This window comes from Lacinutrix venerupis, assembly GCF_001971745.1.
In the GTDB taxonomy this organism is placed as follows: domain Bacteria; phylum Bacteroidota; class Bacteroidia; order Flavobacteriales; family Flavobacteriaceae; genus Lacinutrix; species Lacinutrix venerupis.
In genome coordinates this window covers 1,562,054-1,574,632 of record NZ_CP019352.1, presented here as the reverse complement: position 1 = coordinate 1,574,632, position 12,579 = coordinate 1,562,054, and the positions used below count along the sequence as shown (strand labels likewise).

General features: G+C 30.9%; 11 protein-coding genes. 6 read left to right on the top strand and 5 right to left on the bottom strand.

All coding sequences use genetic code 11. From position 1 onward, the window contains the following. The first annotated feature begins 39 nt into the window (after positions 1-39). Positions 40-813 (top strand): T9SS type A sorting domain-containing protein, encoded by a 774-nt coding sequence (locus BWR22_RS06995; RefSeq protein WP_076732935.1) that lies wholly within the window; start codon positions 40-42, stop codon positions 811-813. A 123-nt stretch (positions 814-936) separates the two neighbouring features. Further along, positions 937-1,794 carry an OmpA/MotB family protein gene (locus BWR22_RS06990; RefSeq protein WP_076732933.1) on the top strand — a complete coding sequence of 286 codons (858 nt, stop codon included), beginning with the start codon at positions 937-939 and terminating at the stop codon, positions 1,792-1,794. Positions 1,795-1,841: 47 nt separating this feature from the next. Here BWR22_RS06990 and BWR22_RS06985 read toward each other — a convergent pair whose 3' ends face one another. Further along, complete coding sequence (locus BWR22_RS06985; RefSeq protein ID WP_076732931.1) at positions 1,842-2,201, bottom strand: VOC family protein; 360 nt, start codon at positions 2,199-2,201, stop codon at positions 1,842-1,844. A 1-nt stretch (position 2,202) separates the two neighbouring features. Continuing rightward, a complete protein-coding gene (locus tag BWR22_RS06980; RefSeq protein ID WP_076732929.1) occupies positions 2,203-2,823 on the bottom strand; it encodes an L-threonylcarbamoyladenylate synthase in 621 nt (206 codons plus the stop codon). Between the two features lie 48 nt (positions 2,824-2,871). On the opposite strand from BWR22_RS06980, the gene BWR22_RS06975 reads away from it, so the two are divergent. Continuing rightward, entirely contained in the window at positions 2,872-3,732 is an 861-nt protein-coding gene (locus BWR22_RS06975; protein WP_076732927.1) for an alpha/beta hydrolase, read from the top strand. Between the two features lie 16 nt (positions 3,733-3,748). Continuing rightward, complete coding sequence (locus BWR22_RS06970) at positions 3,749-4,153, top strand: hypothetical protein (protein ID WP_076732925.1); 405 nt, start codon at positions 3,749-3,751, stop codon at positions 4,151-4,153. Positions 4,154-4,192: 39 nt separating this feature from the next. Here BWR22_RS06970 and BWR22_RS06965 read toward each other — a convergent pair whose 3' ends face one another. Next, positions 4,193-6,532: an ATP-dependent helicase gene (locus tag BWR22_RS06965; RefSeq protein WP_076732923.1), complete on the bottom strand. Its 2,340-nt coding sequence runs from the start codon at positions 6,530-6,532 to the stop codon at positions 4,193-4,195. Between the two features lie 202 nt (positions 6,533-6,734). Between BWR22_RS06965 and BWR22_RS06960 the strand changes: the two genes are divergently transcribed. Beyond that, positions 6,735-7,256, top strand: a complete 522-nt coding sequence (locus BWR22_RS06960; protein WP_076732921.1) for a DUF7935 family protein — start codon at positions 6,735-6,737, stop codon at positions 7,254-7,256. A 12-nt stretch (positions 7,257-7,268) separates the two neighbouring features. On the opposite strand, the gene BWR22_RS06955 is transcribed toward BWR22_RS06960, so the two are convergent. Beyond that, positions 7,269-8,195 carry a patatin-like phospholipase family protein gene (locus tag BWR22_RS06955; protein WP_076732919.1) on the bottom strand — a complete coding sequence of 309 codons (927 nt, stop codon included), beginning with the start codon at positions 8,193-8,195 and terminating at the stop codon, positions 7,269-7,271. A gap of 46 nt (positions 8,196-8,241) precedes the next feature. Continuing rightward, positions 8,242-10,293 (bottom strand): M1 family metallopeptidase, encoded by a 2,052-nt coding sequence (locus BWR22_RS06950; protein WP_076734390.1) that lies wholly within the window; start codon positions 10,291-10,293, stop codon positions 8,242-8,244. Between the two features lie 159 nt (positions 10,294-10,452). On the opposite strand from BWR22_RS06950, the gene recG reads away from it, so the two are divergent. Further along, complete coding sequence (gene recG / locus BWR22_RS06945; RefSeq protein WP_076732918.1) at positions 10,453-12,555, top strand: ATP-dependent DNA helicase RecG; 2,103 nt, start codon at positions 10,453-10,455, stop codon at positions 12,553-12,555. Positions 12,556-12,579: the final 24 nt, after the last annotated feature.

The window sequence follows — 12,579 nt, the reverse complement described above, 5'->3', positions numbered from 1 at the left end:
AATCAGTATTTTTAATAAACCACAAATAATTCTGATTCTATGACAAAAAATTACTTTAAACTTCCTTTTTTAATAATAGCTTTACTTTCAAGCTCTATTGCACTTTCTCAAACTGTTTTTGAATTCACAAATTTTAGTCAATCGAACACTAATGGTAGTAACATGTTTGAGATGACAGAGTCTCAACCAGATCCTAGTGATACTATTCCTTTTGTTATGTTAGCAAATGCCTTAAACGGTACTACTGGAGTACTAATATCCACTTTTAACATTAACGGAGCATTTGGTACAGATGGAAATGTAATGAGATCTAATCCGGCTACAAGAATGAATTTTGATTTTAATAAAGCTGTAGATATAGTTTCAATTATAACACTAAATGGAGAAAGCGGTGACGACACATTCACCTTTACACCAAACGGAGGAACAGGAAGTCCTGTACAAGTCACAATACCAGGAAATAATGCTCAAAATGTAGCTCTTAATTGGCAAGGAGCTAGTGGTTTTTCTGTTACTAGCTCTCAAGGAACTATAAGCTTTTTCTTTGATACTTTAGTAATTTCAGAAAATACGCTAACCACAAAAGAATTTAGCTTAAATAAGGTTTCAATATATCCTAACCCAACAAATAACATTATAAATATTAAAAGCAATAATGCTATACAAAACGTAGAATTATATGATGTGCTTGGGAAAAAAGTAAAAACCACTAAAGCTTCTACAATATCTTTAAATTCTTTTTCAAAAGGAATTTATATAATGAAAGTTACAACAGATAAAGGTATAGTTACAAAAAAGGTAACTAAAATTTAGCATTTGCTATTAGGTTAAAATTATAGATTACTCTTTTAGTAAAAGTTTTGTTAATACTTCTTTTAACATTTAATAATTAGCTATTTTTGGAGTGTTAAAATTTAATTTTATCTAATAATAATTATGAAAAAACTAATAGTACTTAGTGCAGTAGCACTTTTATCTTTAAGTTCATGCGTGTCTAAAAAAGATTTTTTAGCACTTGAAGAAAAACAAAAAGAAACACAAGACCTTTTAAATAGCGCAACCGTTAAATTAAATAGCTGCTTAGCAGAAGAAGCCGCTTCTGCAGCCCGTATTAAAGAATTACGAGCTCGCCTTGAAGACATGAAAACTAATAATTTAGCATTAATTGAGAGCACTAAAGACATGACTGTTTTAACAGCTCAAGGCGCTAAAAATGTAGAAAAATCTTTAGAAAGTTTAAAAGAAAAAGATTTACGTATTTCAAGATTACAAGATGCTTTAACTAAAAAAGATAGTGTAACGCTTGCTTTAGTTACTAGCTTAAAAAAAGAAGTTGGACTTAATGATCCAGACATTGAAATTAATGTTGAAAAAAGTGTAGTATTTATCTCTTTATCTGATAAACTTTTGTTTAGAACTGGTAGCTACAATATTTCTAGCAGAGCTAACGAAATTTTAGGAAAAGTTGCTACAGTTATTAACAGCAAACCTAATTTTGAAGCAATGGTAGAAGGCCATACAGACAATGTACCTTACAAAAGTGGCGTTTTATTAGACAACTGGGATTTAAGTGTAAAACGTAGTACAGCTATTGTTCGTGCATTACAAGATTTAGGTGTTAAACCAGAACAGTTAATTGCTGCAGGTCGTGGAGACCATTTACCTTTAGTAGCAAACGATTCTCCTGAGAATAGAGCTATAAACCGTAGAACTAAAATTTATATTCTTCCAAAAATCGATCAGTTTTATGAAATGATTGAAACTGAAATGAAAGAATTATCTAAGGAAGGATAATTAAAATAAAATAAACACAAAAAGCTCAATCGAAAGATTGAGCTTTTTTATTTGTTATAACTCCAAACAGCCAACTCATTGCCTGAAGGATCCAAAAACTGAAATCTACGTCCTCCTGGAAAAGAGAAAATATCTACTTTAATACTACCTCCAAAATTAATTATTTGCTGTTTTATTTCTATTAAATTGTCATGATATAAAACCACAAGAACTCCATTTACAATTACATCTTCTGTTTTTTCAAAACCTCCATCTATACCAGATTTTTCACAAGAAAAAGACATATAATTTTCTCCATAATCTGTAAACTCCCAACCAAAAACGTTATTATAAAATTGTTTAGTAATAGCTAAATTGTGAGCTTTAAATTCTAGATAATTTATAGTGTTGTTTTTAGGTTTTGTCATTTTAAAAAATATTCAAACTGCCTTTTCCTTCCCTAACAACAACAGGCTCATCGTTAGACAAATCTATAATTGTAGAGCCTTCATTACCTCCATAACCACCGTCTATAACAAGATCAACAAGGTTATCCCATTTTTCTAGTATTAACTCCGGATCTGTAGTATATTCTAAAATTTCATCTTCATCTCTAATTGAAGTAGAAACTAATGGGTTTCCCAATGCTTTAACAATTTCTAAAGTGATGTTATTATTAGGAATACGAATACCAACCTCTTTTTTCTTTTTAAAAACTGATGGTAAAGATTTAGAGCCTGGTAAAATAAAAGTATATGGTCCAGGTAATGCTCGTTTTAAAATTTTAAAAGTTGACGTGTTAATTTGCTTAACATGATCGCTTAAATTGCTTAAATCTTGACAGATAAAAGAAAGTTTTGCTTTTTCAAGCTTCACTCCTTTTATTCTTGCTATTCGCTCTAAGGCTTTATTATTATTAATGTCGCAACCTAGAGCATATACGGTATCTGTAGGAAAAATTACTAAACCTCCGCGTTTTAAAACGTCTATTACTTTTTTTACCTCCTTAGGATTTGGGTTTTCTTCGTAAATTTTAATAAATTCCGCCATAATACATACCTTATTTAAACGTTTACTAAAGTATATACTAATTTGTTTATGAAAAAATTATTGCCTCATTTTTTATTACTAATCTGCTTAACACTAATAACTTTCTCTTGCTCAGAAGATGCTGAACCTGAAGTACCTGGAATTGTAGAATTACAGGATAATATTGATGCTTTAGAATTATATAATGTTCCTTACGGAACTGATAATAGACAAGTATACGACATATATTTACCAGAAAACAGGAATGAAAACACCAAAGTAATTATATTAATTCATGGTGGCGGATGGGTTTCTGGTGATAAAGTTTCTATGTTACCATATGTTGTAACAGCAAAAGAAGAATTACCTAATTATGCTTTTGTTAATATTAATTATCGTTTAGCTTCAGAAGGTGTTTCGCCATTTCCTATGCAGTTAGACGATATTACAGCTGTAATTAATCATTTAAAAATAAATAAGGATGAATACCTAATTTCCGAAGATTATGGTTTTATAGGTATTAGTGCTGGCGCTCATTTAGCTATGCTATGGAGTTATGCATATAATTTTGATAATAATGTAAACATGGTGGCAAGCATTGTTGGACCAACAAACTTTAAAGATCCTAATTACGAAGATTTTGTAGATCCTACTTTTGTTTATTTTAATATTACTCCATCCGATAGCATTTTAGAGCAATACAGCCCATATTATAATGTAAGTGCTTCTTCTCCACCTACAATATTATTTTACGGAGGAAATGATCCATTAATACCAAATACTCAAGGTATAGATATGGATGCAAAACTTGCAGAATTAAATGTTGCTCACGAATTTACATTTTATGAAGAAGAAGGCCACGGTTGGGTTGGAGACAACTTATTAGATACATGGGAAAAAATTATAGCTTTTATAAACACGCACCATTAAAAGTTAAGTTTTTTAAATGCAAAAAATAAGATATTCAAAAGAAAGACTAAAAAGTAACTTAAGAATTGGGTTGTTTTTTTTAATAACAGGAATCGTTCTTCTTATAATTTCTATAACAACAACTAAATGGGAAGAAGTTTCAATATTTTCAATAGGTTTTGGGCAAGCCTTAGCAGGAATTTTTATGCTTATTATTTATTATTTTGAAAATAAACTACAATATTTAACTATAACAAATGGTGAAATAGTTAAAAACACATTGTTTTTTAAGAAAATTAAAATTTCGGAAATAAAATTAACAAAAGAATTTGCTGGAGATTTAATACTTAAAACAGATAAAGAGGAATTTTTAATAAATACTCAAATTATAGAACCAGCTTCTTTAACGTATTTAAAAAATAGTTTAAAAAGCTGGTTATAAAAAACATTAATTATCAGGTTTAACCTTACCTAAAAAATATTAACCTATAATTTCTAATTTAGCAAAACGCAATAGTAGTTTTTTCAAGCCTCCAAATTCAAAATCAATTTCAGCTTTAACGTCAGTCCCTTTTCCTTCAATTTTTAAAACCTCTCCTCTACCAAATTTTAAGTGTTTTACTCTATTACCTACAGTAAGTTCGCCGTCAAATAAATTTGCATCTGCTGGAGCTTCAACCTCTGAAGCTTTTTTCATTTTTTTAGGAGCGCTAATTTCGAAGTTTACTGGTTCTTTCTTTTTTGCCACTTTTTTCTGGAATTTTGGTTGTACTGCTTTTTTAAATCTTATTTTATTTGGAGGAACATCTCCAAAAATATCTGCCGATAGCATCGGGTTTATTCGTCTTTCTTCTATTGGAGTAACAATGTCTAAAAACTGGTCGTCTATCTCTTCAATAAAACGACTTGGTTCTGAGTCTACTAGCTTTCCCCAACGGTATCTGGATAGTGCATATGTTAAGTATGCCTTCTTTTCTGCTCTCGTCAAAGCTACGTAAAATAATCGTCTTTCTTCTTCAAGTTCGCTTCTAGTATTCATACTCATGGCGCTAGGAAATAAATCTTCTTCTAAGCCAACAATAAATACATGGTTGAATTCCAAACCTTTAGAAGAGTGAATGGTCATTAAAGCTACGTGATTAGGATCGCCTTTATCTCCATCTAAATCTGTAGCTAAAGCAACGTCTTCTAGAAATTCTGCCAAACCGTCTTTAGAATCTGCAATTTCCATTTGTCCTTCAACAAAATCCTTAATACCATTTAAGAGCTCTTCTACATTTTCTAATCTTAAAACTCCTTCTGGTGTACCATCTTTATTAAATTCTCTAATTAAACCACTGGTTTTTGTAACATGTTCGGCTAAATCAAAAGCATTTGCTGTTTGATTCATAACCTGATAGCTTTCTATTAAGGTTACAAAATCTCTTAGTTTGTTTTTTATACCATTATTTAAATTAATATTTACGGTATCGATTTCTTTTAATAATCCAAAAATAGTTTTTCCGGTACTATTTGCTGCTACAACTAATTTATCTATTGTTGTTTGGCCAATACCTCTAGCTGGATAATTTATAACACGTTTTAACGCTTCTTCATCTGCAGTATTTAGCACCAATCTTAAATAAGCTGTAACGTCTTTAATTTCTTTTCTTTGGTAAAAAGACAAACCTCCATAAATACGGTAAGGAATATTACGTTTACGTAAAGCATCTTCCATTGCTCGAGACTGAGAATTGGTACGGTATAAAATTGCAAAATCACTATTAGGTAATTGATTATTCATCTTTTCTTCCCAAATGGTACTTGCTACATAACGCCCTTCGTCTCCATCTGTTAAAGATCGATGAACTATAACTTTGTCTCCTTCATCGTTTGCTGTCCAAACAATTTTATCTAGTTTGGTTTTATTATGTTCTATAACAGAATTAGCTGCACCTACAATATTTTTAGTAGAACGATAATTTTGCTCTAAGCGATACATTTTAACGTTATCGTAGTCCTTTTGGAAGTTTAGAATGTTATTTATGTTTGCTCCACGAAAGGCGTAAATACTTTGCGCATCGTCACCAACCACACATATATTTTGAAATCTATCTGCCAAGGCTCTTACTATAAGATATTGCGAGTGGTTTGTATCTTGATACTCGTCTACTAAAATGTACTTGAATTTGTGTTGGTATTTAGCTAAAACTTCTGGAAAACGTGTTAAAAGCTCATTGGTTCTTAATAGTAAATCATCAAAATCCATTGCTCCTGCTTTAAAGCAACGGTCTACATAATTAGCATAAATCTCTCCCATTTTTGGTCTGCGTGCCATAGCATCTGCTTCCATTAATTCTGGATTTTTAAAGTATGCTTTTACAGTAATTAAACTATTTTTATATGAAGAAATTCTACTATAAACCTGCTTTGTTTTATAAACGTCTTTATCTAAGCCCATTTCTTTAATAATGGAGCCTAATAGTTTTTGAGAATCTTGAGTGTCGTAAATTGTAAAATTACTTGGAAAACCTAAATGATGTCCTTCGAAACGTAAAATTTTTGCAAATACAGAGTGAAATGTTCCCATCCACAGGTTTTTAGCTTCACCATCTCCAACTATATCGGCAATTCTGCCTTTCATTTCTTTGGCAGCTTTATTAGTAAATGTTAATGCAAGAATGTTAAACGAATCTACACCTTGATTCATTAAATATGCAATTCTATAAGTTAACACTCTTGTTTTTCCAGAACCTGCACCAGCGATAATAATCATTGGTCCATCTTTTTGAACTGTAGGTTCGTATTGTGCTTCGTTTAACTGACTTAAATATTTTTCCAAACTCCTGCTTTTTTAATTGGTAAAAATAAGAATTGCATAGCTTTTATGCCTTCGGTTTTAATATTAATTATAAACAATTGTTTTTCATTTTATTTTTAAAGCACTCTTTCAATAGTTTTAATTCAATTTATAGGTTTACTTGTACAATATTTAAAAACGTATTAAGTTTGTTTAATATCTAAACTATAAAATATAATAAAAAATGGGAGATCAATTATTAAACTTATTGATGTATGCTATACCTTCTTTAATTGTAGGTGCTTTAGCTTTTTTGTTTTTTAGAGAACATATAGAAAATGAAGATAATAGACGTAAGTTTTTAATGTTTAAAGAACTAAAAAAAGACTCTTTACCAATGCGACTTCAAGCTTACGAAAGGTTTTCTTTATTTTTAGAACGTATTTCTCCTAACAAACTACTTACAAGAGTTTCTCCTGTCTCTAATAGTAAAGATGATTACGAAGCGCTTTTAATTGCTAGTATAGAACAAGAATTTGAGCATAATTTATCGCAACAAATTTATGTTACAGATAATTGTTGGAGTATAATTAATGCGTCTAAAAGTGCAACTGTACAACTTATTAGAAAAGCTGCAATGAGTGATAAGGTAGACTCTGCTAATAAACTTAGAGAAATTATATTAACAGATATGATGGACAAAACACCTCCAAGCAGTGCTGGATTATCTTATATAAAACAAGAAGTTAGTGAGATTTGGGAATAGTTGTAAACAACTTTAAATATTAGGTTTTATTGGTACCGTAGAATCAATTGGATTATCTGACCCATGCTTTTCTTGTGCATAAAGAAAACCTTCCATCCACCATTTTTCCATAAGGCTTTTATTAAAAATTAAAGAGTTCTCTGTTAATTTTGTTGGTGTATAATATAAATTAAGTGTTACATTTTTATGTAATGCTGCCAATTTTCCAATTGTTATATCTCCTCTTTCTACTTGATCTAATAAATGACCAAAAAGATTAATCATTAATGAAAACGGATTTTTACCTAATACTTTATTGTATTCTAAATTTTCACTTTCAAGAATAATAGCATCAATCTCTGTTGCGCCTCTGTTAATTGCTTCTCTAATTGGCACAACACAACCCAAACCACCATCGGCATACTCAAAACCATTTTTCTTTACTAAAGACATGAATGGTATATAGTTACAAGAAATCCAAATCCAATCGCAAAATTCTTCATATTCAAAATCGTTAATAGATTTGTATTCTGTGCGGTTTTTAGAAAGATTTGCTACCGTAACAACGACATCTTCTTTAGTTTCTCTAATTTGATTAAACTCTGCTTCGGTAAAGTTTTTTTTAATATTTCGTCTTAGTGCTTTACTTTCTCCAAATGTTCTTCGTTTTTTAATAAACTGAAGCATGGTATTAAAATAATTTATAGACACATATTCTCTCCCTTTTTTCTTTTTTACAACAAATGGATTAACACTAAAAATAGAATGTTGGTTTACGTGTGTAAAAATATCGTAAAGTTTGCCAAGATTTTCTGTGGCTAAATAAGGGATAAGTAAACTTCCTGTAGAGGTCCCTAAAAACATATCGTACTCTTTCCCTTCTTGCTCTATAAGATATTGAGCGACACCACCTGCAAATGCGCCTTTACTTCCGCCTCCAGAAATTACTAATGCTTTCAATATTAGTTGTTGAGTTAGTTATTGTTTAATTGCAAAATTAGAATAATTACTTTTCTTTTAATTGCTCCTGCAAATTAACAATTATCTCCTTATAATTTTCATCTTCACTTAATGATTTCAATAAATCTCTAGCAAAACTTTTAAAACGCCAGTTATGGTGTGATGTTGCATCTATTAAATTCAACAACGAATCTACATTAAATATTTGAAGCTTATTTATATAGTTGAACGCATTTTCTCGTGTTTGAAATCCATATTTTGGTGAAGTATAACTCGTTAATTCATTAATATAAATTGTATTTAATCTTGGATTATACTCTTTTGTTATTAAAGCAAGAGCTAACCAGAGGCATCTAACATTTTTATTATTAAAACCAATAACATCTTTTGTTGCCTCTAAATATTTTGCTCTCTCATAAGGATATTTAGACCATAAATTTGATAATGCAATTTCTTTTGTAACATAAGAAGCATCCAATAAAAGTGTTTCACTTTCTTCTTTAAAACCATCTGGTATAGCCTTAGCTAACAATTGTCTTACTTCAATTTCATTAGAGCTAAAAGCTTCCTCTATTAAATCTCCATATGTAGGATAGTCAGGTTTCTTTAAAGCTTCTTCCAAAACAGCAAGCCGCTCTATATAATAACCTTTAGGAAGGTCATTTACCAAACTTGAAGGCACAAAACCATCCTTGTTTTTCCTATAACTTAAATAAGGTGTGTGTTCAATGGTTTCTAAAAACGCTATACTTTCATTCTTTTTTAAAGACGTTCTCATTTTAGCAATTGGCAAATCTTTAGATAACAACCATTCTTTTTTAAAACCTTCTAAATTCTGTCCAGAAACTTTTTCTACTTCAGTTAAAAAGTCTTGAGTATTTACATTTTTAAAAGCATATTTATTTAAATAGTTTTTTACAGCGGTTTTAAAGGCTTTTTTTCCTACTTTTTCATTTAGCATATGCAGAGCCCACGCGCCTTTTTTATAAAAGGTTACACTGCTTGCTTTTGCGTCTAACAACGGTGTTGCTTCATCTGCTAATTGCTGATTTATTAATTCTTTTGCGTATTCATAAAGTGTATTGTAGTAATAATCATCACCAAAAATATCGCGCTCTGCTAATAAAGCATAATAAGTAGCAAAACCTTCTTGTAGCCAATGGTGTTTACTTTCTGTAGCTGTAACATAATTACCAAACCATTGGTGTGCAAGTTCGTGAGCGTTTACATTTACGTAGTTTTTATCTACAAATGAAATTTCATCAATCATAAAATCATCACTAAAAATAGTTAGACTCGTATTTTCCATACCAGAATATAAAAAGTCTTTTACTGGCACTTGTTTATAGTTTTGCCAAGGATAAGCTACGCCTATTTCTTCTTCAAGAAAATCGAACATTTGTTTTGTATAACGGTATGTTGGCTCTACTTTAGCCGAATCTTCAGGATAATAATACAGCTCTATTGGCACGCCACTTTTAGAGGTTATTTCTTTTTTATTGTATTTGCCAATTGCTAACGTTACAAGGTAACTTGACATTGGTTTTTGCATATCGTAATGCCAAGTTGTTGTACTTTCTCCAACCGCTTTATTTATTAGCTTTCCGTTTGCTACAACTTCATAATCATTGTTATAAGTTATAGACAAATCAAACTCCATTTTATCGTTTGTGTCGTCTAAACTTGGCAACCAATTACTTGTGTATTTGCCTTGACCTTGTGTCCAAATTTGATTATCCTCTCCTCTATTTACAAAGTAAAGGGCTTTTTTAGGTTTTGTAGAATATTCAAACTCAATTGTATAATTCGCGTCTTTTTTAAACTCCGATTTAAACCAAATTTTCTTTAAATCGTTAATAAATGTAATGTCTTTCCCATTTAATTTCACTGCATTAAACTTCATATTTATAGCATCTAAATAAATAGAATCTACATTTTGTAGTACTAATAATGAATACTTTAAATTACCACGAACCAAACTAGAGTCTGGTTCTAATTGTAATTGCGCATGAACAGACTTGAAATCTACAATTTCTGTTTGTTGCGCTTCCGCGGAAAAAAATAAAAACGCGATTATTAGGTATAGAAACTGTTTCATAGATAGTATTTTATAAGGATGCGACCAAAATACAATTTTTACTATTTCTACATAAATTGCAAAACACAATAAAAACTTAAATTTTTACAATATTGACATAAATACGACTTCTAAATAATACTTTCACTTTAAACAGAAATACCTTAATTTCGTTTTCTAATGGCAACTAACCTGCAAACTCCTATAGATTATTTAAAAGGTGTTGGACCAAATCGTGCCGATTTGCTCCGCAAAGAACTTGGTATACATACTTATCAAGATTTAATAAATTTATTTCCAAATCGCTATTTAGACCGTACAAAATATTATAAAATTAACCAGTTAAACCAAAGTACGGCCGAAGTTCAAATTATAGGAAAAATTACAAGTTTTAAGGAAGTTGCACAAAAGCGAGGCAAACGATTAGTTGCTACTTTTCAAGACGAAACTGGTACTATGGAATTGGTTTGGTTTCGAGGTCAAAAATGGATTCGTGAAGCGCTTAAAAAAAATGTGCCTTACGTTATTTTTGGAAAAACAAATTTGTTTGGCGGCAAGTTTAGCATGCCACATCCAGACATAGAATTAAAGACAGAGCACGAGGAAAATTTACGCTCTACAATGCAACCCATTTATCCTTCTACAGAGAAACTTTCTAACAAAGGAATCACGAACAGAATGATGATAAAAATCATGCAAAATCTGTTTATAGAAACGGGTGGAAAATTTGTTGAAACGCTCTCAAAAAACATCCTCGAAAATCTTAAAATAATTTCAAAATCTGAAGCACTTTTTAACGTCCATTTTCCTAAGAGTCCAGAGCTACTTTTTAAGGCACAATTTAGACTAAAATTTGAAGAATTATTTTACATACAATTACAGCTAATTTTAAAAAATTTAATACATAAATCTAAAATAAAAGGCTTCCCTTTTGAAAGTGTTGGAAAACTTTTTAACACCTTTTATAAAAACCATTTACCGTTTGAATTAACAGGTGCACAAAAAAGAGTGCTTAAAGAAATTAGAGCAGATTTAGGTAGTAATGCGCAAATGAACCGACTTTTACAAGGCGATGTTGGCTCTGGGAAGACAATTGTAGCACTAATGTCAATGCTCATGGCACTTGACAATGGTTTTCAAGCGTGTTTAATGGCGCCAACTGAAATTTTGTCAGTTCAACACTATAATGGATTAGTTGAGTTGTGTAAAGATTTAAAAATCAGTATTAAAATACTTACAGGTTCAAGTAAAACTTCAGAGCGTCGTGAAATACACGAAATGCTAGAAAATGGCGAATTAGACATCTTAATTGGCACTCACGCATTACTTGAAGATAAAGTAAAATTTAAAAATTTAGGCTTAGCAATTATAGACGAGCAACATCGATTTGGAGTAAAACAACGCTCTAAATTATGGAAAAAAAACACCTTTCCTCCTCACGTTTTAGTAATGACCGCAACACCAATTCCGCGCACATTGGCTATGTCGGTTTATGGTGATTTAGACATCTCGATTATTGACGAATTACCACCAGGAAGAAAGGCTATAAAAACGGTACACAGATACGACTCAAATAGGCTAAAAGTTTTTCAATTTTTACGGTCTGAAATCAAGAAAAAAAGACAGGTTTATATTGTCTATCCTTTAATACAAGAAAGCGCCCAAATGGACTACAAAGATTTAATGGATGGTTACGAAAGTATTGCTCGAGATTTTCCTGCTCCAGAGTTTCAAATTTCTATTGTTCATGGCAAAATGAAACCTGCAGATAAGGAGTTCGAAATGCAACGTTTTATAAAAGGACAAACTCAAATTATGGTAGCTACAACTGTAATTGAAGTTGGCGTAAATGTCCCAAATGCATCGGTAATGATTATTGAAAGTGCAGAGCGTTTTGGGCTATCGCAATTACACCAATTACGTGGTCGTGTTGGTCGTGGCGCAGAGCAAAGTTATTGTATTTTAATGACGAGCCATAAACTCTCTGAAAACAGTAAAAAGCGTATTGAAACCATGGTAAGAACAAACGATGGTTTTGAAATTGCCGAAGTAGATTTAAAACTACGTGGTCCAGGAGATATTATGGGAACACAACAAAGTGGTATTTTAAATCTTAGAATTGCAGATATTGTAAAAGACAACGATATTTTACAACACGCTCGTTATTACGCAAAAAAAGTATTAGAAAAAGATCCATCACTTGGTCATGCAGACAATGCAGTTATCTTGGAGACTTACAGACAAATGAGTAAATACAAGAACATTTGGAATTATATTAGCTAATATAATTACCTTTGCCAAAAACTG